Consider the following 26,590-nt stretch of genomic DNA (forward strand, 5'->3'; position numbering starts at 1 on the left):
CTTGATCGGATCTATTAATTGCCTGCTGATTCAGCAATATTAGCTTTCTATTCATCAAACAAAATCGTACTGTACACCTGCTTAGCAGCGGCCGGATCAACATGATATTTGGCATGATTTGCAGCTGTAACAGCCTCATTAAATGCTGATGCAAGCAGGCGCCATTTTTGCGGGTAACCTGCAATATCACCGGCAACGAACACGCCTTTCATATGTGTTTCCATGTTTTCATTGACCGGAATACGCCGGTTTTCCAGGGTAAATCCCCAGTCTGTAACCGGTGATACATCAAAACTGTAGCCTTGGCAAATAATCAGATCATCGACTGGTATATTCAGGTCTTTTTTTGTTTTAATATTCCGGGCATGAACGCCGACAAGCGAGTCCCGATTTCCATCCAGTCCTGTCATCGTATATGGGGTCAGCATTTCAACATCTGCATGCTTCAATTGCTCCAGATCGGATTCGAGGGCTTTAAATTTATCATGCTTATGCATCAGATACACGTTTTCAGCACTATTCGATAGACTGTTCGCCATCGATACAGCGGTATTGATGCCCCCATAAATAAGGACATTTTTGCCGGCAAAATTTTTGGGATCAACCGATTCGTAATGGATATGTTTACCCGGGTCAATGAATTGGTTATTTAATTTTAAACGATTTATGGAAAAAGCACCTGGACCAACTGCGATAATGACGGTTTTGGTGTGATGCTTTTCACCTGTGTTTGTTGTAAGGATATATGTACCATCATTCAGCTGTTCGAGACGTTCCACTTTTTGATTGAAAATAATAGTGGGATCGAACATCAGCGCCTGTTCCTTTAGCTGTTCGATCAGCTTATTCCCGGAAATTTTTGCAATACCGCCCACATCATAAATATATTTTTCCGGGTAAAAAACGGATACTGTGCCTCCCAGCTCGGATTGATTTTCAATAATTTTTGTCTTCATCTCCCGCATGCCGGTATAATATGCTGCAAATAACCCGGCAGAGCCGCCGCCGATTATCGTTACATCAAACAATTCAAGTTCCCCGTTCATCGTATTTCCCCATTTCCTACTAATTGAGATTCATTATCAATTATTGTAGCACTATGGGGTCCCCTTGACAACTGGAATATGGCAGCGGGTTAATTCCAATGCTTCACCAGTAACCCGACAACAACTCCATAGATCCCGTGTCCAAGCGTCCAAAATCCCCATGCCGCTATGTTCGTTAAAAGCGGTGGTATCTCGGTTAATGCGGTTAACGTATACAGAGTGCCGCCGCCAATTGTATATGTCAGAAAATAGGGGAGAAAATGCTTGTGCCACCGCATGAGCTGTAAAATGAAGTACAGGACAACTACACTCGTAATGCATGTTATAAAATGGAAAATCAATCCGATTCCGGGTACGTTATTCCATTGGCTTAAAACAGGGATATAGTCCATGTTAAACAGTAATATATAGGCCTGATTGCCAGTAAGTGACTGAATGATATTTAAAAACCCCGCCAAAATGATTCCGGCTAAAATGCCTATGAAAACCAGTTTTACGAATCGATTCATGATGATCCCCCACTGTTAAAGAATGCTGTTTCTTTTTTCCCTCGGAGGATTATGATAAACATGCGGGACGGGAGTATGGCCATGCCATGCTCGGTATTCAGATTGGCTGAATAATCACGATAAAGGTGAAAACCGAGCATATAAAAAACACCGCATGATGGCATGTTTTTGCAGTGATAAAGTATAAAAAATACCGCCTCCCCCGATAAGGAGGATGCGGCATTATTTTTTACACAATAAAATAAACAATTACCGACAGACATACGGACGTGATTAGCATTGCAATCAATGGTTTTAATGCTTTCGTCCGCAAGTCGCGCAGGCTTACATTCAGGCCAAGACCGACCATTGCCGCGGTCAGCAGCCAATTGGTGATACCGAAGACAACATTCATGACACCATCTGATACCGGAATGGAGTGGCCAAATACATAGCTGCCCAAGATACTTAGAATGATAAAGCCAACCAAAAACCAGGGGAATTCAATTTTCGTTTCAGGCTGTTCTGCAGATTTATTTTTTCGTTTCATGAAATAGATTAAAATAAAACATAATGGAACGAGCAAAAATACACGGCCGAGTTTTGCCAACAGCGCAATTGCCAATGCGTCTTCCCCGCCTGGTGCGGCAGCAAGTGCGACGTGTGCCACCTCATGCAGACTGGAACCTGCCCATGTACCGTATTCAACGGGTGTCATTGGCAGGATGGGACGGATTATGGTGTAGCCGATTGCGAAAACAGTTCCCATCAGGGCGATGATACCTACCCCAATCGCCGTGTCCTCATCCTTTGCTTTAATAATCGGTGCGACTGCTGCGATTGCTGCTGCACCGCATACACCGGTCCCGACGCCAAGCAGCATCGATATCGTGTCATTCGCTTTAAACACTTTTGCCAGCCAGACAGTTAGCAGAATCGCAAACAGGATAACTCCTGCATCACGGACAAGCAATCCAAGTCCATCATTCAAAACGACATCAATGTTCAGTTTAAGACCGTATAAAATAATGGCAGCCCTTAAGAGACGTTTTGATGAAAAACCAATCCCTGCCCGAATTGCTTCCGGATATCCGAAAAATTGCCGGTAAACAATGGCAATGATTATCGCACAGGCAAGCTGCCCGACACGGTCGAATCCCGGTACCATTGCAAGCAAATATCCTAATAAAGCAATTAAAAATGTAAAGGCGATACCACCAAGCCATTTTCCAGTGAATGGTGATTTTCCTTGGGTGTCCGTCATAATAAAACCTCCTTGTATCAAGGATATGGGAATACCTTGTATAAGTGAAATAAATCATTATAATAGTAATCATAAGTGAATTATTATAATAAAAGGATGGTTACAGCCATGGATCAGCATTTAAGTGTGTTCATTGCAGTTGCGGAAAAGAAGAATTTTTCAAGAGCGGCAGAGGAATTGCACATGACACAGCCAGCGGTCAGTCAATACATTCGCATGTTTGAGGAAACAATCGGCACCAGACTTTTGGAGCGGTCCAATAAATATGTCCGGCTGAATAAAGCGGGAGAGATCGTATATCATCATGCGAAAGAAATTCTTGGACTCTATACCACTATGCAGACACTTGTCGATGACTTGACGAACAAGGCGAACGGACCGCTGTCAATAGGAGCGAGTTATACATTTGGTGAATATGTATTGCCACAAATAATCGCGCAGCTTCAGGAAATGTACCCCGACATTGAACCGGAAGTGACGATTGGAAATACTGCGGTAATTGCTGAACAGGTATCATCTCATCAATTGGATATCGGCATTGTTGAAGGACACTTTAAGGAGCAGCAGCTCAATAAGGAAGTGTTTTCTGCCGATCATATGTATATTGTAGCTTCACCGGAACATCCGCTTGCCAAAAAGAAAACACCTGTTGCGGCAGCAGAGTTGGAGCAGGAAACGTGGATTGTCCGGGAAAGCGGATCCGGTACAAGGGAAGCAACCGAAAATATGTATGTGGACATCGGGATTTCACCGCTTAAACAAATGAATTTCAGCAGTACACAGCCGATTAAAGGAGCGGTGGAGGCCGGACTTGGCATTACGCTGCTGTCACAATGGGCTATCCAAAAGGAAGTGCGAAATCGTGATCTGGTCACTTTAAATGTTGACGGGCTTCCGTTTAAAAGACAATTTGCTTTTATAACCAAATCACCCTTTCAGACAAAAGCATTGGAAGTTTTTATTGATTTGCTGCGGAATGGTACAATGATAGCAACGAATGACAAGGAGTGAACATGTATGAAAAAGATTGTTCCACATTTGCGAATCAAAAACTGTAAGGAAGCGATTGAATTTTATCAGCAAGTATTTGGCGGTAATATTAAAAACACCCAGCTTGCTGACGGCATCGAAATGTTTAAGGGACATGAAGGAAAATATATACATGCTGAATTGCATATAAATGAAAATAGCATTCTTTACATGGCGGATGTATTTAGTGAAGAAACGGTGCAGGGCACAGATATGCTGCTTGGACCTGACCTGGATTCAGAGGAAGAGATTTCGAATATCTACAACAAGCTAGCTGAAGATGGCGAGGTAAAAATGGAACTGCAGGACACGTTTTGGGGCGCTAAACATGCTATTGTGAAAGACAGGAATGGAATAAGCTGGGAGCTGAATTATACGAAACCATCCAGTTAATATAACCTTAAATGGAATAACGGGGTTAATAGTTTGAAACGCATTCGCGATATGAGTTTTAAAAATATTAAAAAAACAAACCATTTTGAAATAGAATCAATCAATATGGTTTGTTTTTTTATCCATAATACCCTATGTACTCATCATCCTCCCACCAGACAACTTAGATGACCCTGCAGATTATTATTTATGGCGAGATTTAGAAGATGAAAAAGGTAAGATATTGGAAAACATCGGGGGAAAGTAATTGTGAAAAAACCAAATTCTCAAAACGGTAGTATAAATCAACCTGATATACTGCTTCCTGCCGATGTTGATTCCATTCTTGATGATTATGGTCACCTTTTAAAATCTTATTCAAACCTATCGAATAAAGCATCAGTTTTTGGTGACTTCAAAAGAACGATAAAGCGGCTCGAGGTGCTGTTCCCATTTGTTATTCATGGCATTACAGGATTACATGCTGTAGAAAACTGAGGCAGGTTATGTTCATCGCTACCAGTACCATTGGAAAATTATTATTCCTAAAATGGGAGTGAGATTTCATCATATTTCTGGGTGGGGGAATGATTCGCACGATTCGGAATGGACACCTGACGAATATAAAATAGAAACCGAGCCCCATCATCATCACTATGATCCAAATGACCGTAGAAAAAGGAAAGAAAACTATGATGTGCGAACACTGTATGAGGTTTTTCAATTCGTTTCTTACTATATTGAATCGGGAAAACCTTATACAATATAACATTCTTGTTCGTCAGTAAAACTGACCATTGTCTACTCGGCAATGGTCTATTTATTATTTAACTTTTTGGAAATGGAAAAATCGGAAAGAGTTACTGTTTATTTGTACTGGTTTAGTTCTGTATGACTCTAATCTGCCGGCTGCTTTTGCAATAGGCGTTCCCAAAACACCCGCTGTTAAATTAAAATACTTGCTAATCCAATGAGTAAAGATAACCAATCATTGAGACAATAGTAATACCTTAATTAATGTATCAGCGAAAAGGCGGGGAAAAACATGAAAGAGTTTTTTAGTCTGTTGAAAAATGGCAGCAGATCAGCGTTATGGGCATGTATTATAAATGCGGTTGTTGCTACGGTGAAAGGGATTGTTTTTTTTATAACAGGGAATGTGGCAATGTTTGCGGAATTTATGCACAGTATTGGGGATTCGGCAAACCAATTATTTGTATACATTGGCTCTGCTCTAAGTAAAAAGGAACCAACCGACCGTTTTCCGGAAGGGTTTGCCCGATTAGTAAATTTAGTTTTACTTGGTGCTGTTATAGTCGTCGGTATTCTGGCGTATGAGACAATCGTAAAAGGGATTCATCATATCATTGATCCACCAGGTTCAGGTTCATGGTTATGGTTGAATATAGGCGTTCTTGGACTTGCAGCGGTGCTCGAGGCATTTGTTTTGTATAAAGCAATGAAAGAGATAACAGCGGACGTGGAAGGTGAAGATATAACAGGGTTTAAAATTGTGACAGAAAGCTTCAAAAACGCTGGCGATGCAAAACCGGCAACCAAACTTGTGTTTTTAGAGGATCTGGTGGCCACAAGTGGTGCTCTGATAGCTATTATCGGTATTCTTATTGGAACTTTCACACCGTTTCACGCAGCTGAAGGATATGCCTCCGTCATTATTGGGCTTATGTTGTTTTTTGTGGTTGGACGAACGTTTCTTGATAACGCTGCTGGTATTTTAGGGATTTCCGACGAGAAAATGGAAGGCAAAATTGGCGAGTATGTTTTTGAAGCATCCCGTGTAAAGGATATACGTGATCTAAAAGTTATCAGGCAAGGCCAGGAATTGTATGTTGAATTAAAAATTGAACTGGATTCGGAGATGACAATAAAAGAGGCTGACAAAATTCGCGATGGTATCGAAAAGAAGATTTTAGACGAAAAAGGCGTAACCGATGTGATTATTGAGTTTGATCAGGATGACCAGGTACAGAATTGGAATAACCCTGGGGGGGCAACTTAACTTGGTATAAAACATGGTGGTAACACTTCATTCAGGGGGTATTGGACTCTCCTCTGAATGAAGTTTTTTTGTTCGGAATTCTTCGTGTAATTCCCCTCCCTATCAGAAAATTTGTGTTATTATGGATATAGTAAATGAACGGGGGGAATAAACAGCTATGACTAAACTGGGATTTATCCGACATGGTATTACACCGTGGAATATTGAAGGAAGAGCACAAGGGAATTCTGATATACCACTTGCTGAACAGGGATTGCAGGAAGCGAGGTTACTTGCCGAACGACCGGAAATTGCCAATTGGGATGTTGTGTATGCCAGTGATCTTTTACGGGCAAAGCAAACAGCAGAGATTATTGTGAAAAAAATTGGCGTGCCGCTGCATCTGGATCCAAGATTACGTGAACGAAGCGGTGGGCTTATTGAAGGGACGACTGAGGAAGAACGGGTGGAAAAATGGGGAGTTGACTGGCGGGAGTTGGACATGAAATTTGAGTCGAATGAAAGCATTATTTCCCGGGGAATGTCGTTTATTGAAGAAATTAATGTAAAACATGACAGCCAAAGAGTGCTGATTGTCAGTCACGGTGCATTTATTAAACGTCTTTTAAATGCGCTCATTCCTGATGAAAACATGGTTGAGTCATTACATAACACCTCTTTTACAACACTTATTAAATGTAAGAGCGGCTGGGAATGTGATTTGTATAATTGTACAAAACATTTATCGGTAAAAGCATAAAAATGATGACAGCTTAAAGGATATACATTTTTTATGAGGGGGGTTCCGTGGAGAACTTAGTAAAAACTGCGGATTTAAAGGGTCTGAAGCATGAGCTGCTTTCATCAAAACAGTTTTATTGTTGGTTTGGTCTTTTTGTTGTCTGGTCACTTGTTCTTATGTATGTTTTTGGATATCTTCATTTGATTGACAATCCATGGTATTTGCGAGGATTTTATGAACCGTTTTTATTTTTTATTCCAATTCTCGTATACAGGCCAATCAGAACATGGATGAAGCAGCAATGGGGCTTTCGCAAAATTTTGGAGCTGCGTTTTTATGTTGTCTTTATTCTGGGTCTTATCGTGTTACTTCTGGTTCACTATTTTTTCTACTATGGAATGATTAATCACGCAATATATTATTTGAACGGACTTTCTGAATTTTTCCTTGCGAAGACACAACACGATAATGCAGCGATTTATCAAGCATGGTCTGTTATTTTATTCGGAAGTGTAATCGCTCCCATATGTGAGGAAGTCTTTTTCCGGGGTATCCTCATGAACTTTTTGATAAAGAAATATAACCTTGGGATTGGACTGGTTATTTCATCCACTCTGTTTGCCGTTGGACATTTCGAATTTGGCATAACCCGGCTGGCAGCGTTGGCAGCGACCGGAGTTATTCTTGGACTGGTAACGCATTATACGAAATCGATTATTCCTGCCATCATTATTCATGGAATTTGGAACTTCATTTCGATTGTTTTACTGGCGCACGTTATTTCTGTATACCAGCTTTTTTAAAAGTTGAGAGTACTGCTATTTGTGAGGAAATAGAGGTGGCTGTGTTTTATGACAGCGCACAGTCGTTTATGTGATTTTTGAGGGGGAGTTTAGATGATACTAGGTTTGCATCATACACAGATAACGATTCCTAAACACAGGGAAAAGGATGGGAAAGCTTTCTACTGCGGGGTATTGGGTCTCCCCGAAATTGATAAGCCTGATTCATTAAAAAGTCGCGGTGGATTTTGGCTGCAAGTTGGAGACAGACAAGTACATATTGGAACTGAGGAAGGTTTTGACCGAACACAAACAAAGGCACACATCGCTTATCAGGTGGAAGATATAATGTATTGGAGAAGTGAATTGAAGGACATCGTTACAATATTTGAGTGTGTTCCAATCCCTGGATTTGATCGGTTTGAGTTTAGGGACCCTTTTGGCAACAGGGTGGAAATGATACAGGAGAAGTAGTTTTAAGGTGTCTGGCACCACTCGGATTTTGTCGAATAATATATATTATCATAAGGAAAATGAACCTGAATGGTGCTGGAGGGAGATAGTTGACGTTACACGAAGGAGCTATCATTACATTTGAACGGACATTTACGATGGAAGACGTTGAATTATTTACACGAATTTCAGGTGATGAGGGGAAGCACCATCTTACCCCTGATGAACAAGGAAGAGTTGTCATCCAGGGACTGCTGACCGCGACGTTACCAACTAAAATCGGCGGGGATAACAATGTGCTTGCCCGAACGATGGAATTTGAATTTCTGCGCCCAGTTTTTACCGGTGATAAGATAATCTGTGAAGTAACCGTTGATAAGCTGGAGAGGCAGACGGACAGAACGGCTATTACCTCATCTTTTAGATGCAGAAATCAGAAAGACAGAGAAGTGTTGAAGGGATATTTCGCTGGTGTGATACGTTAAATTGGTCACATCGTATTTTTGGAATAAGGATTAACAAATCATGCGATAAAGGGGCCTGATTAAAATGTCCAATCCGACATTGCCACTGACACTGGATGAAAAAGAAAGGTTGAGAAAGGCAAAGATTAAAATCAGCGAGATACATAGCCAAAGTACTGAACAACTGGCTGAAATACTGAATGCGTCATACGAAAGGACAAAAGAAATGAAGGGTCTGGCCGAATTTCAACTTGTTCCCTCCATCGGTCATAAATTGGCTGAGAAGCTGGTTTATCAATTACAGATTTTTTCCCTGGAAGCGATAAAAGATAAGCATGGTGCGGAATTGCTTGATGAATTGGAAAAACGATTAGGCGTGTGGACCGATAGTTGCGTGGAGGATCAAATCCGCTGTGTGGTTGCTTATGCAAATAGCCCAGCCTTTGATAAACAGTGGTTTGATTTTACGAGCGAGAGGAAAAGGTACCGGGAAAGAATGGGGTATCCCAAGGACCGGCCTGAAAAGCCATGGTATGAATAGGAAGGGGGTTTAAAATGACATATGAATTTAAAAAAATAACACAAAAACAGGCTGAAGATATTGCCTATAATTGGCATTATGAGGATAAGTATTCCTTTTATGACATGGAGGCTGATAAGGAAGATCTGGAAGAATTTCTGGATCCCGAAGCAAGGTGCGATTCCAGTTTTGCTGTTATGAGTGATAACGAACTAATCGGATTTTTTAGTGCTGATAAAAAATCGGACGGCAGTGTGGATATTGGTTTAGGCATGCGTCCGGACTTGACAGGGAAGGGTAAGGGCCGGGAATTTCTGAAAGCAGGCATGGATTTTGTTCGGTCAAAATATGACCCAATCAACATAACACTGGCAGTTGCAACATTTAATCAACGGGCAATAAAAGTATATCGGAGGCTTGGATTTGATGACGCCGGAACATTTATGCAGGATACGAACGGCGACAGGTACGAATTTTTAAAGATGGTCTATGAATGCTAGTTTTACAGTATTCCACTGGAATGGGGACTTCTTATGGAAATTATGTGCCCGGGATTCAGATTCACTGTATAAGTTTGAGCATGAAAACAGAGATTTTTTTGAAAAAATGGTGCCAACCCGCGGGGATGATTATTATGTGCCTGAGGAATTTATGAAGCGTCATGAGTCATTGCTTAAAGAACAAGAGAAGGGAGATTCATACTTTTATTTAATTAAAGATAAAGGCCGTTCCATTCTTGGCAGGATTAATCTTGTAGACATTAATAAGCAGCAGAGAAAAGGACATCTCGGCTACAGGGTGGGTAAGGATTATATTGGAATGGGTGTTGCTAAGCGGGCGCTTGCCATGCTGTTGGAACATATGAAGGACCTGGAAGTTCATCAGATTCATGCTAAAACAACTGCAAATAATATAGCTTCACAACAGGTTTTGGTGAAAAACGGCTTTACATATAAGGGGACCAGCGCTGAAATGTTTGAAATGAATGGCGAAAATTTGAAGTTTGTTTTTTATGAATGGAACAGTAAAGGCTTTGTTGGGTGATGATAATGCGGTTTCTTATTGCAGTGAAGAACCGGAATTAGGCTATTTTTTGCATAAAGTATAATCGGGAATAAATGGAGAACAGCAAGAGCTTCAGCTAAAGGGCTGAGGTTTTTTATTTTGTCATCCAATATCCTGTGCTGCAAACAGCAGATACATATTACAGGTAATACTGGAGATACTGTTAAATGGTAAGTGAATCCTGGATTTTTCACATGTAAATTGAAAAGGGGGTGCTTATTTTTGGAGACTGAACAAATCAAACAAATTGAACAGATAAATAAATTAGAAAATAAACTTACACCAATAAAGATTGATTATTGGCAACAGTATTCTAGCCTTCATTCATGGGAATTTTGGTTTTTGCTAACTGTCTTAGTATTATCCTTAATTTGTCTATATTTATTTATCGACAGAAAAAAAGCACTTCAAATTGGTTTCTTTGGTTTTAATATTCATGTTTGGTTAAATTATTTGGATGAAATAGCGATATATAATGAATTATGGAGCTTTCCATATAAGTTAATCCCTTATTTGCCTGTATTTACATTTGAGGCATCTTTTGTTCCAGTAGTTTTTATGTTCGTTTATCAATGGACAATAAACCATGACAAAAATTACTACCTGTATGCAACAGGTCTGTGCTTAATACTCGCTTTTGTATGGAGGCCTTTGTTGTCAACTGTTGACTTATTTCAAGTGAAAAATGGAATTAATTATCTGTATGTAATTCTGGGATATTTAATTGTAATGGTGATGTCCAAATGGATAACCAACATATTTGTTCATTTTGAAAAAGAAAAGAAATCAACCTAAAGGTATCGCATTTACAGTTGTATATAATCAGTGAACTAAAGTACAGTCTATGGATAGCCTTAAAAAGAGGAAGGGATACATTACTGGATGGGGTACATGAAAAACGCTGAACAATCAGATCCAGCGTTTTAAAAAAAGACTATTATCAGTGTCAAGGAGAGAATTACTCATAGAATGTAGGATACTTTTTAATCCAAGTGGTAATTCGTTTACTAAGCCATAGCCTGCTGTACTTGTTGACCTTGACCCTGGTTTTCGCCATTTCCACCAGCGACAGTTCCAAATATAAACAAGAAAATTAATAGAACAATGATAATTCCTTGATTAAAGGCTACTCCATCAAATTCCTCAAACATTTATTATCTCTCCTTTCTATTCACTTAGACGCTGATTAATCGCTCCCATAACATCGTTAATGGTCATATCACCGTTGTCCTTCAAAAATTTAGCCATTCGATTCATATTGTTATTTTTAGAATTCGGTTGCGGTAATTCTCCAGTAATGAGTACATCAACTGTTGGCTCATCTCGATAAACGGTAACATAATCGATTTTAAGCTTTCCCGTAACAAGTAATGCAGCCGCAACGATTTCTAAGTTACGTTGCCGTAATAAATCAGCTGTTGTAAACGAATGAACATTGGTTTTCCGGTTATTTTGATTGGGCATATATGACACCTCCTTAGACAAATGAAGGTATTTGTAGTTCAAAATAGAGTATGATAAAAAGCCGAATATGTAGGATCAGCATTTTATCGAAGAACTGTATTGAAGGAATACGTAATAATAAAGGACATTAAGGCATAATACAGGATTGGTTGGTTTCTGGATATTTTTGTGTCTTTCTTATCCATCCTATGATTATAATTTTATTTTGTATAGGCAGAGGCATAAGGTATGGATTCTAAATGCAAGCATTTTTTCTGAACTTATATTACTGATTGGTTGAAGTCTGCTGATTCTGCCCCTAAATCTAATGGACTTGACTGATAATTTTAAAAATGGGCTTTACAAATCGGCTGTTTCCCCGTATAATCCGGTTATACAATTATTAACAAGCGAAAGGAGGCTGAATGAAATGACGTACATCACATTGACACATACATTAGAACAAAATATTTTTTATCATTTTCATTCTTGCCTCTGTGGAGTATCTTGATGTAATAAAATCATGACTGCAACCGCATGGGGTTTGTTTGAAGCCCATGCGGTATTTTTATGCCTGATTAATGTTAAATTTTGTTATTTTTGGTTAAAAATGCCGTGAGCAGGTAAGCTTATGGCATTTTTTATATATTTTTATTTCAGACACAAAGAAAGGTGGTGCACATGATGGAATTTGAAATTAAACGTGATTGGGAAACGATAGTGACAGGAATGACGTGAAAGAATTGAAAGATGGAAAGGCGTGAAAAAAATGCTACGTATAAATTTATTTGTAATGACGGTTACCGTTTCCGTTCGCAAACCGAAACCGGAAACAATTGCTGAACGATATGAACATCGTTTATTGGTTAACCGACTCGTTGGAGAAACAAAAAGAAAACGCGACGAACTAATTCATATGTAATAACGAAGCAATAGTGAATGGTTTTTAGTGTGCTGTGAAAGGGTGCAAGAAGTTATTATTGCACCCCTTCTCTGGCTAACAGCATAATTCTCTGTAAATTAAATACAGATTTGGTAATGCTTACACGAAATCAATTGGATGTGGTAGTATTTACTAAAAGGGTAAGCGAGTAATCTGATCACAAGGATTTTATATATTGTTCTTTTTGGAGGTTGATTCAATGCAGATGCCTGTACATATTGTTGCAGCACTAGGAATTGTGGAAAACGATCAGGAAGAGATACTAATTGTTAAGGAACGCCGAAGTGATCAGTGGGTTTTTCCCGGTGGTCAAGTAGAGGTTGGTGAAAACCTGATGGATGGATTAATTAGAGAAGTAAAAGAAGAAAGCGGTATTGATGTTAAAGTCTCCCATCTAACTGCCATTTATTCCAACACCGGAACATACAAAGGGCATAGCGGAGTGAAAACAGTGCCTACGAAAGTAATGTTTGATTATGTATGTAAGCCCATAGGCGGAGAACTGTCTTCTTCAGATGAAACATCAAATAGCCAATGGGTAAAAAAGAATGAAGTGCTAGATATGGTGACTTCTCCTGCACTCAGGACAAGATTCCAAGCTTATTTGGATTTCGAAGGGCATGTTTTTTACATGGATTACGTAACTCAACCGGAATTTAAATTGAAGCATAAAAGAACGGTTTAGTGATTATTAGTTAAATAGAAAAGGGGTATACTGTATGAGTTCAGAGGGTATTACACATCTACCAAAAATAGTAACGCGAGACGAGTGGCTTGTGGCACGGCAAAAATTGCTGGATAAGGAAAAGGAACTAACTCGTGCAAGAGATGCACTAAGTGCCGAGCGTCGCCGTCTCCCTATGGTCGCGGTTGATAAAGATTATATTCTCGAAGGACCAGATGGCAAAGCTAGTCTGCTTGATTTATTTGAGGGACGACGCCAGCTTATTGTCTATCATTTCATGTTTGACCCAAGTTGGGAGGAAGGCTGCGAGGGTTGTTCCATGATTGTTGACAGCATGGGGCACCTTTCTCATTGTACAGGAAATTATAAAATTTTGTAGATGTGGATAACGCACTTGCTCCTAATCAGCCACGTCCAGCTCCAGCGCCCAGCGACTAGCAAACTTCACACTTCCACACTACGATAAGTCAACATCGGTTCGTACTTTAAGGAAGGCCGACTAAAACCGGCCTTTGCGGCCAACGTCAGCACACCCCTATGAAGGGGCGTGTTTCCTTTATCTCATTGCGGAGTGCTCCAGTTTGTACGTCGCTAAACGGGCGCTTCCGCTTTTGTTCTTTGCATGCTCGTGATACTTCTTTAGTTTTGGTTTCCCACGCCGCAATGGACAAAGTTAAACCTTTTAAAGAGCGTATGAATTGGAGTATACCTTGGTTCTCTTCTTTTGAGAGCGATTTTAATTACGATTTTGAGGCTACAACTACTAGTGGCGAACAGCGTCAGCAACAGGGATTGAGTGTTTTTCTTCGTGATGGTTCCCGTATCTTCCACACATATTCAACGTTTTTAAGGGGGCTGGATTCTCTCTTTATTCCTTTCAACTACCTTGATTTAACACCATTAGGCCGGCAAGAAACCTGGGAATCCTCGCCGGGAGGTTGGCCCCAATCCGCTCCGTATGAATGGTGGCGTCTTCATGACGATTATGGTAACACGAGCAGCTCTAACTTTTGTTGTCATGATGATCAAACATAATCATCGTTCATAAGACATCCTATTCACCATATTTTCAGGATTTTCCCCTACTAAAAATAAGGAGACTTCGATAATTTTATAGATGGATGTCTTAATTTCCCCCTGCGAACAACTGCTTCTCACGCCATTTGCCAAAGCGGAAGTACATGAATGAGGCAAAGCTGCTTAGCAGGAAGCTCGCACCCATACCAAGCGGGATTCCTGTATCGCCGAACCAGATGGAAAAAACGTAGCTTAACGGGAAACGGAGCACCCAGAACGAGATGATATTCAACACTAATACCTGATACATGGCGCCGGACGCCCTTACAATGCCATTTAAAATAAAGTTGATACCGAGAAACGGATAACATAAGGCAACAATCTGCAAATACGTTGTCCCGAATGACACTGCTTCAGCCTCCCCAATAAACATCCGGATGCCATATTCCGCAAATAATATCACGATGAGCCCGATCAGCAGCATAATCGAAAAATTGTACAGAACACCGTATTTGGCGATCTTCTTCACCCGCTCCCAGTCATGGACACCAATGTTTTGTCCGGCCATACTGTTTACAGCTGTCCCCAGTGCATGGGCCGGCAGCATCAGGATTTTGTCCAGACGCTGGGCTGCCCCGAAACCTGCCACGACACTGCTTCCAAAAATGGTGACAACGCTCATGATGGCTGCTGATCCGGCTGAAATAACGGCCATCTGCAGTCCGGCCGGAATACCCAGGTTTAAAATCAACTTCACCTCTTGTTTTGAGGGGATAGTCGGGAAACGGAAGGGAGCGAGTTTTTTGGATAATACATAAATGACCCCGTACAAAAATGCTGTACCTTGTGCCACTATCGTAGCATATGCTGCTCCATTGATACCGAAGTTCATCCCGGCAATGAATAACGGATTAAGCAGGATGTTGAGCAGGACGGCGATCATGACGAATCGCAGCGGGGTCCTGCTGTCACCCAGTGCCCTCAGTACAGTGCTGATAAAGTTGTAGCCGAATAAGAACAGGATGCCGAGAAAATTGATCTGTAAGTACGTCTTGGCTTCATGAAGCATATTCTCCGGTGTCCCCAACAGGTGCAGCAGTTGTTCTGCCAGGACAAACCCGAAAGCGCTCAGTGCCAGCGCGAGAATCGTTAAAATCACAACAAAGGCATTCAGATAGCGTTTCAGTCCGGATTCGTTTTCTTTCCCTTTTTGCTGGGAAAGAATAGTCAGAGCTGCATTATTCAGCCCCAGCACAAATGAAAGCACTGTAAAAATAATTGTACTAGCAATCGCCACTGCTCCCAGCGCATTCGCCCCAAGCAGGTTTCCGACCCAAAGACTATCGGCGAATTGGTATGATGTCTGCAGCAGATTCGTCAGCATCAGTGGTCCGGAAAATATAAGTAACTGCTTGAAAATATTTCCTTCTGTAAAATTATGCTGTTTTTTCACCTGAATCTTGTCTTTTCGTTTTCGACCCATTTTTAAACTTCTCCATTTAGTAAGTAATGTTCATTTTATCAATTTTAGGTGGGAAGTCTCCACCTTTAACGAAATAAAATTGTATATCATATTGTTATCGTACAAATAGAATGAAGAACGTTTATATTATGAGGAGATGGGTATCAAGTACTAAGTTATCTCTATATAAAATTTGAACTTGATCAGTTAATAGACGGTATTATGCAAAACATCTTGGATTCAAAAATATGGGTGGGAAATAATACATAAAGGGGGTCGAATTCACTATTTCGCACAGAAAAGAATTGGACATCCAAGGTATCGTGTTGTTTATCGTTGGTCAATTCAGTTATTATGGAGATAATGAAGAATTTTTTCCAGCATGGAAGAATAACTGTAATGAAAATCGAATAGGTGTATAATGAATGTGAAAAGATAACTGCACGATATTCACATGACTGCAGTAGACACCATATGGATTTTTTCAAAAGAGAACAAGCAGTTTACAACTCCATTCTGCGGATTAGATTCAACGTTGATGGAGAGGGAGTACGAAAGTTTGTGTAGCATCAAAGAATTAAATAGAAAAATAGAAGAAACAAGGGAAAAAATGTATAAAACCTATTATCACGATCCGAATGATCCACAGGTTTTGGTTATTTCACAGTGCTTGGATGTATTATTAAATGAATACAATCAGGCGTTGAAAAAAGCAAAGAAACCGAAATAACAAGGAAACTCAGATTGGATATGAAATGGTTTATTGGATGTCCAATACCTCCATGCTTGATGGGTATTGGACACTTTTGTTCGTGAATATTTCAGTCAGCGCAGGTATATGATTGTGAAACGGCTTTTCAATAATACAAAATAAATTCGGGGTTGATGGCAAATGGAAAAAGAAAAACTGATTAAAAAATACGATAGACAGGTAGATACGTATAAACGGGCGCTTAATAACCGGACACTGGCCAGGTGGCGGACGGAGCTGTTGAATGGTGCTCATGGCAAGGTTTTGGAAGTCGGTGTCGGTATCGGCTCAAATTTTCGGTTCTATAATCGTGAAGATGTTAACCTTACAGGAGTGGATTTCAGCCCAGAAATGATAAAAACTGCACGAAAAACCGCTTCGGCATGCCAAATGAATGCAGAACTTTTTCAGGAGGATGTGGAAGAATTGCGGTTCAACTCTGACTCTTTTGATTGTATTGTTTCCACCCTTACCTTGTGCGGCTACTCACATCCAACCCAGGTATTGAATAACCTTCATAACTGGTGTAAAAAGGATGGAACCGTTCTGTTGATGGAACACGGGATCAGTTCAAATTTTTTATTGTCCAATACCCAAAAGCTGATTGATCCGTTATTTGTTAAAGCGGTTGGATGCCATTGCGACCGAAATATTACGAATATCGTGGAACAATCACATCTGAAGATAGAACGTACGCAAAGTCACTGGTCAGGCATCATACAATTGATCTGGGCGAAACCGGATAAGTAATATGTGGTAATAAAGGTTTAGCAAGCAAGCGTTATCAGTTATTGTAACAGGTTTTGAAATGAATTTTTGATTTATTTGACAACTATATTGAAACGGTGTATGATACGTTTAAGCATATTCCACTGCTTTTCCGCTTCACAGAATTTCCCATACATGCCACATAGTAAGAAAGCTTCGATGGTCATTTCAAAATGTTAAACACTTCCGGTAAACCTTTCTTAACTTACTACACGTTTTTATTTCTTCAATCGAAAACATTTAACCTGCCACTATTCGTTATTTCAATTGTATATTTCAGTATTCCGTGTGCTATTCATGGCTGTAAAAACGAAGGAGGATGGATGATTGGGACATGATATCAGTTCATATAATATTGCAGGAGAAGAAATCGGTTATGTTCGCTTCACAATGGGGGATATAGTTGCTCCTCTGTTTTATGATTTATTTGATGCAAATGAATATAATGCAGGTGTTAGTGGTTCCGGCGGGGTGGCAACACTAACATTGGATCGGATTGAAAATGCAATGAAAAAGTATCATCATTTTTATGGTAAAGACTTAAGTAAAAAGGGAAAACAGGATTTCCATGCGTGGCAGCAGGATGAAATCTTAAAGTTTATCGACAGCTGTCTGGAAACTGCTAAAAAGGAAGGGGCCATAAAGGTGTGTTTTGCTTAACAATAGCTTGTTTGACAGTGTGGTAAGAGTAGAATTGTTGGCAGGAAATTGGACAATTGCTAAAAGAGCTGTTCAAAAGCAGGGATGAATCATGAAGCGGAATCGTCAGGAAGCAATATGCATCTCAAAACAAATCAAAAAAACGCCCGGAGCGGTATCTGCTGCTTCGGGCGTTTTTATCATGGTAATTCTTAATTTCGTTCAAACTGCTCTTCCGCAAAAGCTATGAAATAATCGAGTGATTTCTGATTGCTCAGTGAGCCTTTATTGACGACTTTATCGACAGGTTTACCCATCAAAATTTTCTTAACGGGGATCTCCAATTTCTTTCCATTTAACGTTGTTGGCAGTTCGGGAACCTGGTAGACACCAGTAGGAATGTGTCTTGGGGAACATTTTTCCCGGATTTCTTTTTTGATTGTTTTTTGAACATCCTCCGTTAATTCCTCTCCATCCTGCATGGTAACGAATAATGGCGTGTAGGAATCACCATTATTCCCTGGAATATCAACAATCAGGCTGTCTGCCACCTGTTTGACATGATCAACTGCGCGATAAATTTCACTCGTGCCGATACGGATGCCGCCGCGGTTAATGGTTGCATCGGAACGTCCGTAAATAACGCACGTGTGCCTGTCAGTGATTTTGAGGTAGTCCCCGTGCCGCCAAATTCCCTCAAACATATCAAAATAACTGTCATGCATGCGGCTGCCATCTTCGTCATTCCAAAAATAAATTGGCATGGACGGGAATGGTTCGGTCAGCACCAGTTCACCCACTTCATCGATATGCGGGCGTCCTTCATCATCAAAGCTTTCAATTTTTGCACCAAGACCGCGGCACTGCAGTTCTCCCGCATAGACCGGCAATATCGGTGTACCGAGAATAAATGCCGTACAGACGTCGGTTCCGCCGCTTGCTGATGCAATCCAAAGATCGTTTTTGACATTATCATAACACCACTGGAATCCTTCTGGCGGAAGCGGTGAACCGGTTGAACTGATGTTTTCCAGATGACGCAGGTCGAATTCTCTCCCTGGTACGAGATTTTCATCTTTCATGCATGCGGTAATATAGCTTGCACTTGTGCCAAATGTCGTCATTTTTGTATCCTGAGCAAATTTCCAGAGCATTTTTTTGTCCGGATAAGCCGGGTTCCCATCATATAAAATGATTGTGCTCCCCGTAAGAAGCCCGCCGACAAGGAAGTTCCACATCATCCAGCCGGTTGTTGTAAACCAGAAGAACCGGTCGCCTTTACCAAGGTCAGCATGGAATGAAAGCGCCTTTAAGTGTTCAAGCAAGATACCGCCCTGACTTTGAACAATCGGCTTCGGTTTGCCGGTTGTGCCGGATGAGAACAATACCCATAATGGATCATTGAATGGTATATGTTCGTATGTTAATGCAGGATTTCCGTCTGACTCGATAGCATCTTTCCATGGAATGGCATTCTTTAAGCTGCTGAAATCCGCTTCTTCATTTAAAAACGGAATCCCGATTGTTGCTTCCAGCGTTGGCAGTTCTGACTGGATGTTTTCAACTACCGGCATCCGGTCAAATTTTTTCCCGGCATAGCTGTATCCATCCACCGTTATCATTACTTTTGGTTCAATTTGTTTAAAGCGGTCAATGACACTTTGCGTACCGAAGTCAGGGGATGCACTGGACCAAATTGCACCGATGCTTGCAGTGGCCAAAAAAGCCACGATAGTTTCATAGATATTGGCTGCATAGGCCACGACCCGGTCCCCTTTTGTTACACCGAGTTTTTTTAGTGTTTGTTGCAAAGCCGCAGTTTCTCTGTAAAGTTGTCCCCATGTCATTTCATCTGTCTCTCTTGATTCGGAGGCGTGAATGATAGCAGGTTCCGCTTCGTCCCGGTCTCTGAAAATATGTTCCGTATAATTGATGGTTGCTTCCGGAAACCATTTCGCACCGGGCATTTTGTGCGTGGTTAACACGGTCTTGTATGGTTGTTTTGTCTGAACATCAAAATACTCCCAAATAGATTCCCAGAAACTTTCCAGTTCATCGGTTGACCATTTCCAGAGTGATTGGTAATCATTGAATTTCAATCCTTTATGCTGTTCGAGCCATTTCATATAGTTATAGATATTGGATTGTTCTTTTCTCTTTTCATCAGGCTCCCAAAGCAGGGTACCCTCTTGTATCTCGCTCATTCTTCCCCTCCTCGAATTGTACAGTCATTATCTCTATTATATGAAACCGTTTCCGCTGTGTAAAGAAGTGCCCGGACCCAGGCTAAAACAAATTCGGGTGGTGCCTGGCACCACCCGAATTATGTCGAATATTATTTATCGATTATCATACTCAGCAAACTTCACAAAGGTCATTTCATCTTCAACCAGTCCGCATGCTCCGCACTGGATTCTGTATTGTGGACCACTGTAGGTAATGTGAAACACTTCCGGATCATTTTCTGTATAGTCGTTCATAATGTCACCGGTTTGTGCGTCCAGTTTTACCGGCTTGGCCACTTGCTCAATAATGTTAAACCGTGACCGATTGGTTTTACAGTTCGGACAAAGATATTGTTGTGCCATGTAAAACACCTCCATTTAATACTATTCCTAAAAATAATTGTACTATCCGCCAAAGTTAGACAAAAAACGGGTGGTGACAGGCACCCTCGAATACGGTACGATGTATGGGAGAGGGGGAGTTGTGTTTGAGTGATGATATAAATAATGGTTTTACGGAACGTCATAAAGCACGGATAAATAAGGTGTTGAGGCGCACCGGCTATATACTGATTATTCCTGTTGTGCTGCTTATCGCGGGATTGCTGTCTCTTGGGTTCATAACGGATTACATATGGATGGACACGCTTGGCTTTGCAGGGATATTTACAACTATTCTCAAAAGCAAAATCTGGCTTGCCGCAATCGGTTTTCTTTTATTTGCGGTTGTTACCTTTTTTACCCTTTCCTGGATTCGTCACACGTATCTTGGGCATATGGATCGCAGTCAATTACCGCCCTTGCTGCTGGAACGGAAAAAAATCATTCCCATCATGGTTGGGATTGCAGCATTAATTGGTATATTTGGCAGCAGCATTACACAGGGATTCGGCTGGGAGCGCACATTGAAGTTTTTAAACCATGCCTCGTTTGGGCAGCCGGATCCTTATTTTAATCTGGATATTTCCTTTTATATATTTGTTTTGCCATTTCTGAAATATATTGTCTACTTACTGCTTGGTCTGGCTGCTTTTTTACTGGTAGTCGAGGCAGCAGCTTATTCGGTTTTTCATATCTATCGAATGAGCCGCTCCGCCCAGCTGCATCTTGGTTTAACACTTGGTTTTATTGGATTGCTTCTGGCTGCCCTTCATATGCTTGAACCATTTGACACGCTGCTGACCAATAAAGTGAGCTTGTTCCAGGAAAGTGTTGTCCATGGACTGAGTTATACGGACAAGGTGATTAATATTCCGAAAGCCTATGTCCTGGCCGCCGCGGCATTGATTGGAACGGTATGGATGATTGTTGCGCTTGTTCGGGGGAAACTCCGCGGGATGGTCACTCCGGTTGCTATTTACGCCGGATTATTGGTTGCCGGACAATTGGCATCGGCAGCTGTCCAGAATTTCATCGTCTCGCCGAACGAATTTTCCAAAGAGCGTCCATTTCTTGAGTATAACCTTTCCTATACGAAAGATGCATATGCCTTGAATGATATTAAGGAAATGCAGCACCCGGGCAATTTTTCACTGACTGAGTCGATGGTCAAACGAAACCAGAAGACGATTGATAATATACGGATGAATGATGCACGTCCGCTGCTTGATGTCTATAATCAGGTCCAGACATTCCGCACCTATTATGAGTTTAACGATATTGACATTGACCGTTACAGGATTGACGGGGACTATGAACAGGTGTTTGTGGGTGCAAGGGAATTAAGTATGGAAGACCTTCCCGACCAGGCCCAAACATGGGTCAATCAGAACTTGCGCTATACACATGGCTACGGGATTACCATGAGTCATGTTAATCAGGTTACTCCACAGGGACAACCGAAATATATGGTGAAAAACCTTCCGCCAGAAGGGGTGCTGGATATCCGTCGTCCGCAGATCTATTTCGGTGAGGAACCCTATCAAAACGTTATCGTTAACAGTGCGGTCGATGAATTCGATTATCCATCAGGTGAAAAGAACGTTGATACGCGTTTTGACGCAGATGCGGGGATCCCCTTGAATGGAATCAACAAGCTGTTGTTTTCGCTGCGTGAAGGGTCTTTTCGAATGATGATTTCAGATCAGATTACCGATGAAAGTAAATTGCTTGATACACGAAATATCATGGAGCGGGTTAAGCGCATTGCTCCGTTTTTTACCTATGATAAAGATCCGTATATTGTAGCCAGGGATAACGGAAGCATGGTCTGGATGATTGATGCGTATGTGACAGCGAAACGGTATCCAAATGCTGAACCTTACAAAGGAGAAAAAAATTATATACGCAATCCGATTAAGGTCACGGTGAACGCCTATACAGGTGATGTGAACTTTTATGTTGTGAATCCGGATGATCCACTGTTAAAGACATATCAGCGTATATTCCCTGACATGTTTACGACTGATATTCCTGACGATATAAAGTCGCATTTTCGCTATCCGGAGAAGCTGTTTACCGTACAGGCGAAAATGTATGGAACCTATCACATGTCTAACCTGGAAGTGTTTTATAACCGTGAGGATGCCTGGCAGTTTCCGACTGAGAAATATTTCAATGAGGATATTGTAATGGAGCCGTATTATATGACAATGCGGCTGCCGGAAGGAAAAGACGAAGAATTTATCCTGATGCAGCCATATACACCAAAAAACAGGCAAAACATGATTTCCTGGATTGGTGTGCGCAACGATGGGAAAAATTACGGTGAACTGTTTGTATATCGTTTTCCGAAGCAGAAAAATATATACGGCCCACAGCAAATTGAGAACCGAATTAATCAGGATGGGAAAATATCCAAGCAGCTGAATTTATGGTCGCAGGGCGGTTCCAAGGTAATCCGGGGTAATCTGCTTGTGGTTCCGATTGAAGATACGATACTTTATGTGGAACCAGTGTACATCGAATCCTCCAATGCAACGTCATTGCCGGAAGTGAAGCGGGTTATTCTTGCTTACGGGGACCATATCGTAATGGAGAGAACATTTGATGATGCACTTGATGCGATTTTGAAAAAGATTAATCCGTCAAGCGGCGACAAGCAAACTGGGAAAGACGGGGATTCCATAAAGGATAATAATACCGAAGAAAAAAACAATTCATCACAACCGTTAACCAATGCGGAGGAACAGTTAAGAGATCTGTCAGACCTGTTTGATACGTATAAAAAAGCATTGTCCAGCGGAAAATGGAAAAAAGCGGCTGAAATCATGGAGCAGATTGAAGGAAAACTGGAAGAAGTGAAATGATATAAAACGGACTCAGCGCAGATTGGCTGAGCCCGTTGTGTTTATTTCCGCGAATAATTTTTAACCCGTTTGTCCGCAGCTTTGCTTCTTTCCTGTGCTATTTTATCATCATGATCGGCAAGTTCCTCGGAAAATTCAATATCACGTCCGTCCGACTTTTGGTTCTTCGGAGTCTGCGCCAGCCGGTTCCTGCCTCTCGATTTATTGTGCTCATCTCTGCCCATGCTCATCACCCCTGTATTGAACGTTCAAGGGTAGTATGTGCAGACGGGAGCTTTTTAATTCGACAAAATTCGGGTGGTGCCTATTTCCCGCCCAGCAGGTCATACAATCCACCTGCGATGCTTCCTTCGCCTTTGTCACCGCCTTTTTGTGGGGCCGCGGCAAATACTTTGCTGGCGAGGCGGCTGAATGGAAGAGACTGTATCCAAACTGTACCTGGTCCGCGCAGTGTTGCAAAAAACAAGCCTTCACCACCGAACAGTGCTGTTTTTACACCACCGATGTATTCGATATTGTAGTCAACACTTCCGGTCATGGCAACCAGACAACCGGTATCAACTTTTAACGTTTCACCTGGTTCCAGAACTTTTTTGTGCATCGTACCGCCGGCATGAACAAATGACATGCCGTCTCCTTCCAGTTTTTGCATGATAAAGCCTTCACCGCCGAAGAAACCCGCGCCAATTTTCTTCTGATATTCGACTCCGACTGAGACTCCTTTTGCTGCAGCAAGAAATGAATCCTTCTGACAAATTAATTTTCCTTCAAATTCACTCAGGTCCATCGGGATTATTTTTCCGGGATAAGGTGCTGCAAATGCGACATGTTTTTTTCCGGATCCCTGGTTGGTAAAGGTTGTCATGAACAGGCTTTCTCCACTTATAACCCGTTTGCCCGCACCAAGAAGCTTACCCATTAATCCGCTTCCCTGTTGCTCGGAACCGTCGCCAAATATGGTTTCCATACGGATGTCACTGTCCATCATCATCAAGCTTCCCGCCTCAGCAATAACCGTTTCCTGCGGGTCCAGTTCCACTTCAACAAACTGCATATCATCACCATATAGATTAAAATCAATTTCATGATTATTCAATATTCCCACCCCTTCTATTTTGATAATAATATTACGTATGTTTCCGTGAATAGATTCAAATTTCCTGCAAATAATTATTCGCGTATATTCATATACTAAAAAAGTATATTTATGTAGGAGGTATGTCCATGCCATTAAACATTACACAAAAATTGATAAAGGATCACCTGGTAGCCGGTGAAATGGTTCCTGGTGAGGAAATTGGACTTAAAATTGACCAGACACTGACACAGGATGCTACAGGTACACTGGTTATGCTGGAGCTTGAAGCAATGGAGCTTGATCGAGCCAAGACAGAAGCTTCCGCACAGTATGTGGACCATAATCTGATTCAGGAGGATAACAAAAACCCGGATGACCATCTATTCCTGCAAAGTGCCGCACGCCGTTTTGGCCTGTATTACAGCAGACCTGGTAATGGAGTGAGCCATCCGGTCCATATGCAGCGATTGGCCAAGCCGGGAAAAACATTGCTTGGATCTGACAGCCATACATGTGCAAACGGATGTATGGGCATGCTTGCGATGGGTGCTGGGGGTATTGATGTGGCCCTTGCGATTGCCGGAGAGCCATTCTACGTGAAAATGCCACAAGTATGGGGCGTTAAATTGACTGGTAAACTTCCCGATTGGGTAAGCGCCAAAGATGTCATTTTTGAACTGCTGCGTCGTCATGATGTAAAAGGCGGTGTCGGAAAAGTCGTCGAGTATTTTGGCCCCGGTTTAAAGAACCTTAGTGCCATGGACCGGCATGTTATTGCCAACATGGGAGCAGAATTGGGGGCAACCGGTACCGTATTTCCATCTGATAAGGAAGTTAAACGGTTTTTAAAAGAACAGGACCGTGAAGATGACTGGATTGAATTGGAAGCGGATAATGGTGCGGAATACGATATTCTAGAGGAAATTGATCTTTCCAAACTCGAGCCGCTCATAGCCAAACCGTCCAGTCCCGGTAATGTAGTACCTGTCAAAGATATTGCAGGCACACCCATTTACCAGTCTTATATCGGATCGTCAGCCAACCCGGGATTCCGTGATTTTGCGGTGGCCGCACAGACAGTTGCCGGAAAGCATATAGCGGATGGAATTTCACTTGATATTAACCCGACTTCAAGGCAGATGCTTACCGATCTCGTAAAAGAAAGTCATATTGCAAGCTTGCTGCAGGCAGGAGCACGCATGCATCAGGCGGGTTGTAACGGGTGTATCGGAATGGGGCAGGCCCCCGCAACAGGAAGGAACAGTCTGCGGACCACACCCCGGAACTTTCCGGGCAGATCAGGGACGAAAGAGGACAGTGTTTATTTGTGCAGCCCGGAAACAGCTGCAGCATCTGCATTGATGGGGAAAATCACCGATCCGCGAACATTGGAAATGGATTACCCGAAAGTGAAAGATCCAAAGCATCCGACAACCGATGTTAATTTACTAGACAGTCCGATTCCACATGGGGATGCAAAGACGATTGAATTGCAAAAAGGGCCGAATATCGCGTCAATCCCGAAAATGGACCCCATGCCGGATGAATTTGAATTGCCTATTTTACTGAAAATGGGTGATAATATTTCGACCGATGAAATCCTTGCCGGTGGAGCGCGCGTGCTGCCGTATCGAAGCAACCTGCCGGAAATCAGTAAATTTACATTCGAAATTATCGACGACACTTACTATAAGCGCGGAAAAAGTACCGTGGAAGACGGAGGACATGCAGTAGTCGGCGGATTTAACTATGGCCAGGGTTCAAGCCGTGAGCATGCTGCACTGGCGCCGCGCTATCTCGGACTGCGGGTTGCACTCGTGAAAGATTTTGCCCGCATCCACTGGCAAAACCTGGTGAACTTTGGCGTGCTTCCGCTAACGTTTGTAAAGGAAGAAGACTATGACCTGTTAAAGTCTGGGGATACGCTTATTCTGACAGATATGCGAAATAAAATTCAGCAGGGATATGAATTTGATATCGATGTTAAGGATAAAAACCAGCAAATTAAAGTTCGTCACAGTCTCTCGAAGCGACAGATCGAAATCATGTTGGCCGGTGGTATTATCAACTGGGCCAAAGACAGGCAAGCAGCAAAGGGGTGAAAATA

At 41.7% G+C, this 26,590-nt stretch carries 31 protein-coding genes; 21 read left to right on the top strand and 10 right to left on the bottom strand.

Annotated features, from left to right (window positions below):
- Positions 1–47: 47 nt before the first annotated feature.
- The 3 genes from ABD010_RS10610 to ABD010_RS10620 form a co-directional block, all read right to left on the bottom strand.
- Complete coding sequence (locus ABD010_RS10610) at positions 48–1,046, bottom strand: NAD(P)/FAD-dependent oxidoreductase (RefSeq protein ID WP_343812810.1); 999 nt, start codon at positions 1,044–1,046, stop codon at positions 48–50.
- Positions 1,047–1,135: 89 nt separating this feature from the next.
- The gene (locus tag ABD010_RS10615) at positions 1,136–1,555 is read right to left on the bottom strand and encodes a hypothetical protein (protein WP_343812812.1); all 420 of its coding nucleotides are present in this window, start codon (positions 1,553–1,555) and stop codon (positions 1,136–1,138) included.
- Positions 1,556–1,784: 229 nt separating this feature from the next.
- On the bottom strand, positions 1,785–2,798 hold the full coding sequence (locus ABD010_RS10620) for a YeiH family protein (protein ID WP_343812814.1): 1,014 nt from the start codon (positions 2,796–2,798) through the stop codon (positions 1,785–1,787).
- Positions 2,799–2,906: 108 nt separating this feature from the next.
- On the opposite strand from ABD010_RS10620, the gene ABD010_RS10625 reads away from it, so the two are divergent.
- The 12 genes from ABD010_RS10625 to ABD010_RS10680 all read left to right on the top strand — a co-directional run bounded on the left by ABD010_RS10625 (position 2,907) and on the right by ABD010_RS10680 (position 11,019).
- A complete protein-coding gene (locus ABD010_RS10625) occupies positions 2,907–3,809 on the top strand; it encodes a LysR family transcriptional regulator (RefSeq protein WP_343812816.1) in 903 nt (300 codons plus the stop codon).
- A gap of 6 nt (positions 3,810–3,815) precedes the next feature.
- Positions 3,816–4,220 carry a VOC family protein gene (locus ABD010_RS10630; protein WP_343812818.1) on the top strand — a complete coding sequence of 135 codons (405 nt, stop codon included), beginning with the start codon at positions 3,816–3,818 and terminating at the stop codon, positions 4,218–4,220.
- A 249-nt stretch (positions 4,221–4,469) separates the two neighbouring features.
- Positions 4,470–4,697, top strand: a complete 228-nt coding sequence (locus ABD010_RS10635) for a hypothetical protein (protein WP_343812820.1) — start codon at positions 4,470–4,472, stop codon at positions 4,695–4,697.
- Positions 4,698–5,244: 547 nt separating this feature from the next.
- Complete coding sequence (locus ABD010_RS10640; RefSeq protein WP_343812822.1) at positions 5,245–6,219, top strand: cation diffusion facilitator family transporter; 975 nt, start codon at positions 5,245–5,247, stop codon at positions 6,217–6,219.
- Between the two features lie 157 nt (positions 6,220–6,376).
- Positions 6,377–6,958, top strand: coding sequence for a histidine phosphatase family protein (locus tag ABD010_RS10645; protein WP_343812824.1), 582 nt, complete (start codon positions 6,377–6,379; stop codon positions 6,956–6,958).
- Between the two features lie 47 nt (positions 6,959–7,005).
- Positions 7,006–7,743 carry a CPBP family intramembrane glutamic endopeptidase gene (locus ABD010_RS10650; protein WP_343812827.1) on the top strand — a complete coding sequence of 246 codons (738 nt, stop codon included), beginning with the start codon at positions 7,006–7,008 and terminating at the stop codon, positions 7,741–7,743.
- Between the two features lie 93 nt (positions 7,744–7,836).
- Complete coding sequence (locus tag ABD010_RS10655) at positions 7,837–8,196, top strand: VOC family protein (RefSeq protein WP_343812830.1); 360 nt, start codon at positions 7,837–7,839, stop codon at positions 8,194–8,196.
- A gap of 89 nt (positions 8,197–8,285) precedes the next feature.
- Entirely contained in the window at positions 8,286–8,660 is a 375-nt protein-coding gene (locus ABD010_RS10660; protein ID WP_390350859.1) for a hotdog domain-containing protein, read from the top strand.
- Between the two features lie 64 nt (positions 8,661–8,724).
- On the top strand, positions 8,725–9,180 hold the full coding sequence (locus ABD010_RS10665) for a helix-hairpin-helix domain-containing protein (protein ID WP_343812832.1): 456 nt from the start codon (positions 8,725–8,727) through the stop codon (positions 9,178–9,180).
- A 14-nt stretch (positions 9,181–9,194) separates the two neighbouring features.
- On the top strand, positions 9,195–9,659 hold the full coding sequence (locus tag ABD010_RS10670; protein ID WP_343812834.1) for a GNAT family N-acetyltransferase: 465 nt from the start codon (positions 9,195–9,197) through the stop codon (positions 9,657–9,659).
- Positions 9,649–10,203 carry a GNAT family N-acetyltransferase gene (locus ABD010_RS10675; protein WP_343812837.1) on the top strand — a complete coding sequence of 185 codons (555 nt, stop codon included), beginning with the start codon at positions 9,649–9,651 and terminating at the stop codon, positions 10,201–10,203. The genes ABD010_RS10670 and ABD010_RS10675 overlap by 11 nt, the downstream gene beginning before the upstream one ends.
- Positions 10,204–10,446: 243 nt before the next feature.
- On the top strand, positions 10,447–11,019 hold the full coding sequence (locus tag ABD010_RS10680; RefSeq protein WP_343812840.1) for a CBO0543 family protein: 573 nt from the start codon (positions 10,447–10,449) through the stop codon (positions 11,017–11,019).
- 212 nt (positions 11,020–11,231) lie between these two features.
- On the opposite strand, the gene ABD010_RS10685 is transcribed toward ABD010_RS10680, so the two are convergent.
- Together ABD010_RS10685 and ABD010_RS10690 are read right to left on the bottom strand one after the other, a co-directional pair.
- Positions 11,232–11,375: a hypothetical protein gene (locus tag ABD010_RS10685; RefSeq protein ID WP_343812842.1), complete on the bottom strand. Its 144-nt coding sequence runs from the start codon at positions 11,373–11,375 to the stop codon at positions 11,232–11,234.
- Positions 11,376–11,391: 16 nt separating this feature from the next.
- A complete protein-coding gene (locus ABD010_RS10690; RefSeq protein WP_343812844.1) occupies positions 11,392–11,688 on the bottom strand; it encodes a hypothetical protein in 297 nt (98 codons plus the stop codon).
- 748 nt (positions 11,689–12,436) lie between these two features.
- Here ABD010_RS10690 and ABD010_RS10695 point away from each other — a divergent pair.
- The 4 genes from ABD010_RS10695 (at position 12,437) to ABD010_RS10710 (ending at position 14,330) form a co-directional block, all read left to right on the top strand.
- The gene (locus ABD010_RS10695) at positions 12,437–12,589 is read left to right on the top strand and encodes a hypothetical protein (RefSeq protein WP_343812846.1); all 153 of its coding nucleotides are present in this window, start codon (positions 12,437–12,439) and stop codon (positions 12,587–12,589) included.
- A gap of 220 nt (positions 12,590–12,809) precedes the next feature.
- Positions 12,810–13,295, top strand: coding sequence for an NUDIX hydrolase (locus ABD010_RS10700; protein WP_343812848.1), 486 nt, complete (start codon positions 12,810–12,812; stop codon positions 13,293–13,295).
- A 34-nt stretch (positions 13,296–13,329) separates the two neighbouring features.
- Positions 13,330–13,674 (top strand): DUF899 family protein, encoded by a 345-nt coding sequence (locus tag ABD010_RS10705; protein WP_343812850.1) that lies wholly within the window; start codon positions 13,330–13,332, stop codon positions 13,672–13,674.
- A 158-nt stretch (positions 13,675–13,832) separates the two neighbouring features.
- Positions 13,833–14,330: a DUF899 family protein gene (locus ABD010_RS10710; protein WP_343812852.1), complete on the top strand. Its 498-nt coding sequence runs from the start codon at positions 13,833–13,835 to the stop codon at positions 14,328–14,330.
- A 91-nt stretch (positions 14,331–14,421) separates the two neighbouring features.
- Here ABD010_RS10710 and ABD010_RS10715 read toward each other — a convergent pair whose 3' ends face one another.
- Positions 14,422–15,795: an MATE family efflux transporter gene (locus ABD010_RS10715; protein WP_343812854.1), complete on the bottom strand. Its 1,374-nt coding sequence runs from the start codon at positions 15,793–15,795 to the stop codon at positions 14,422–14,424.
- A 433-nt stretch (positions 15,796–16,228) separates the two neighbouring features.
- Here ABD010_RS10715 and ABD010_RS10720 point away from each other — a divergent pair, with 433 nt between their 5' ends.
- The 3 genes from ABD010_RS10720 (at position 16,229) to ABD010_RS10730 (ending at position 17,953) form a co-directional block, all read left to right on the top strand.
- Positions 16,229–16,504 carry a Spo0E family sporulation regulatory protein-aspartic acid phosphatase gene (locus tag ABD010_RS10720; protein WP_343812856.1) on the top strand — a complete coding sequence of 92 codons (276 nt, stop codon included), beginning with the start codon at positions 16,229–16,231 and terminating at the stop codon, positions 16,502–16,504.
- A gap of 162 nt (positions 16,505–16,666) precedes the next feature.
- The gene (locus ABD010_RS10725; protein ID WP_343812858.1) at positions 16,667–17,275 is read left to right on the top strand and encodes a class I SAM-dependent methyltransferase; all 609 of its coding nucleotides are present in this window, start codon (positions 16,667–16,669) and stop codon (positions 17,273–17,275) included.
- 345 nt (positions 17,276–17,620) lie between these two features.
- Positions 17,621–17,953 (top strand): hypothetical protein, encoded by a 333-nt coding sequence (locus tag ABD010_RS10730; RefSeq protein WP_343812860.1) that lies wholly within the window; start codon positions 17,621–17,623, stop codon positions 17,951–17,953.
- 191 nt (positions 17,954–18,144) lie between these two features.
- Here the strand turns inward: ABD010_RS10730 and ABD010_RS10735 are convergent, their stop codons facing one another.
- Entirely contained in the window at positions 18,145–20,136 is a 1,992-nt protein-coding gene (locus tag ABD010_RS10735; protein WP_343812862.1) for an acetoacetate--CoA ligase, read from the bottom strand.
- Positions 20,137–20,271: 135 nt separating this feature from the next.
- The gene (locus ABD010_RS10740) at positions 20,272–20,520 is read right to left on the bottom strand and encodes a DNA alkylation repair protein (protein ID WP_343812864.1); all 249 of its coding nucleotides are present in this window, start codon (positions 20,518–20,520) and stop codon (positions 20,272–20,274) included.
- Positions 20,521–20,645: 125 nt separating this feature from the next.
- Here ABD010_RS10740 and ABD010_RS10745 point away from each other — a divergent pair, with 125 nt between their 5' ends.
- Complete coding sequence (locus tag ABD010_RS10745; RefSeq protein ID WP_343812866.1) at positions 20,646–23,405, top strand: UPF0182 family membrane protein; 2,760 nt, start codon at positions 20,646–20,648, stop codon at positions 23,403–23,405.
- A gap of 41 nt (positions 23,406–23,446) precedes the next feature.
- Here the strand turns inward: ABD010_RS10745 and ABD010_RS10750 are convergent, their stop codons facing one another.
- Entirely contained in the window at positions 23,447–23,629 is a 183-nt protein-coding gene (locus tag ABD010_RS10750; RefSeq protein ID WP_343812868.1) for a YfhD family protein, read from the bottom strand.
- Positions 23,630–23,709: 80 nt separating this feature from the next.
- Positions 23,710–24,501: a TIGR00266 family protein gene (locus tag ABD010_RS10755; RefSeq protein ID WP_343812870.1), complete on the bottom strand. Its 792-nt coding sequence runs from the start codon at positions 24,499–24,501 to the stop codon at positions 23,710–23,712.
- 128 nt (positions 24,502–24,629) lie between these two features.
- Between ABD010_RS10755 and ABD010_RS10760 the strand changes: the two genes are divergently transcribed.
- Positions 24,630–26,585 carry an aconitate hydratase gene (locus tag ABD010_RS10760; RefSeq protein ID WP_343812872.1) on the top strand — a complete coding sequence of 652 codons (1,956 nt, stop codon included), beginning with the start codon at positions 24,630–24,632 and terminating at the stop codon, positions 26,583–26,585.
- Positions 26,586–26,590: the final 5 nt, after the last annotated feature.

The organism is Virgibacillus siamensis, from assembly GCF_039522605.1.
GTDB lineage: Bacteria > Bacillota > Bacilli > Bacillales > Amphibacillaceae > Lentibacillus > Lentibacillus siamensis.

Bases quoted from the DNA above. Each gene is read 5' to 3' on its own strand.
- ABD010_RS10610 (WP_343812810.1), bottom strand. From the start codon at position 1,046: ATGAACGGGGAACTTGAATTGTTTGATGTAACGATAATCGGCGGCGGC.
- ABD010_RS10615 (WP_343812812.1), bottom strand. From the start codon at position 1,555: ATGAATCGATTCGTAAAACTGGTTTTCATAGGCATTTTAGCCGGAATC.
- ABD010_RS10620 (WP_343812814.1), bottom strand. From the start codon at position 2,798: ATGACGGACACCCAAGGAAAATCACCATTCACTGGAAAATGGCTTGGT.
- ABD010_RS10625 (WP_343812816.1), top strand. From the start codon at position 2,907: ATGGATCAGCATTTAAGTGTGTTCATTGCAGTTGCGGAAAAGAAGAAT.
- ABD010_RS10630 (WP_343812818.1), top strand. From the start codon at position 3,816: ATGAAAAAGATTGTTCCACATTTGCGAATCAAAAACTGTAAGGAAGCG.
- ABD010_RS10640 (WP_343812822.1), top strand. From the start codon at position 5,245: ATGAAAGAGTTTTTTAGTCTGTTGAAAAATGGCAGCAGATCAGCGTTA.
- ABD010_RS10645 (WP_343812824.1), top strand. From the start codon at position 6,377: ATGACTAAACTGGGATTTATCCGACATGGTATTACACCGTGGAATATT.
- ABD010_RS10655 (WP_343812830.1), top strand. From the start codon at position 7,837: ATGATACTAGGTTTGCATCATACACAGATAACGATTCCTAAACACAGG.
- ABD010_RS10665 (WP_343812832.1), top strand. From the start codon at position 8,725: ATGTCCAATCCGACATTGCCACTGACACTGGATGAAAAAGAAAGGTTG.
- ABD010_RS10670 (WP_343812834.1), top strand. From the start codon at position 9,195: ATGACATATGAATTTAAAAAAATAACACAAAAACAGGCTGAAGATATT.
- ABD010_RS10675 (WP_343812837.1), top strand. From the start codon at position 9,649: ATGAATGCTAGTTTTACAGTATTCCACTGGAATGGGGACTTCTTATGG.
- ABD010_RS10685 (WP_343812842.1), bottom strand. From the start codon at position 11,375: ATGTTTGAGGAATTTGATGGAGTAGCCTTTAATCAAGGAATTATCATT.
- ABD010_RS10690 (WP_343812844.1), bottom strand. From the start codon at position 11,688: ATGCCCAATCAAAATAACCGGAAAACCAATGTTCATTCGTTTACAACA.
- ABD010_RS10695 (WP_343812846.1), top strand. From the start codon at position 12,437: ATGCTACGTATAAATTTATTTGTAATGACGGTTACCGTTTCCGTTCGC.
- ABD010_RS10700 (WP_343812848.1), top strand. From the start codon at position 12,810: ATGCAGATGCCTGTACATATTGTTGCAGCACTAGGAATTGTGGAAAAC.
- ABD010_RS10705 (WP_343812850.1), top strand. From the start codon at position 13,330: ATGAGTTCAGAGGGTATTACACATCTACCAAAAATAGTAACGCGAGAC.
- ABD010_RS10710 (WP_343812852.1), top strand. From the start codon at position 13,833: ATGAAGGGGCGTGTTTCCTTTATCTCATTGCGGAGTGCTCCAGTTTGT.
- ABD010_RS10715 (WP_343812854.1), bottom strand. From the start codon at position 15,795: ATGGGTCGAAAACGAAAAGACAAGATTCAGGTGAAAAAACAGCATAAT.
- ABD010_RS10720 (WP_343812856.1), top strand. From the start codon at position 16,229: ATGACTGCAGTAGACACCATATGGATTTTTTCAAAAGAGAACAAGCAG.
- ABD010_RS10725 (WP_343812858.1), top strand. From the start codon at position 16,667: ATGGAAAAAGAAAAACTGATTAAAAAATACGATAGACAGGTAGATACG.
- ABD010_RS10735 (WP_343812862.1), bottom strand. From the start codon at position 20,136: ATGAGCGAGATACAAGAGGGTACCCTGCTTTGGGAGCCTGATGAAAAG.
- ABD010_RS10740 (WP_343812864.1), bottom strand. From the start codon at position 20,520: ATGGCACAACAATATCTTTGTCCGAACTGTAAAACCAATCGGTCACGG.
- ABD010_RS10750 (WP_343812868.1), bottom strand. From the start codon at position 23,629: ATGGGCAGAGATGAGCACAATAAATCGAGAGGCAGGAACCGGCTGGCG.
- ABD010_RS10760 (WP_343812872.1), top strand. From the start codon at position 24,630: ATGCCATTAAACATTACACAAAAATTGATAAAGGATCACCTGGTAGCC.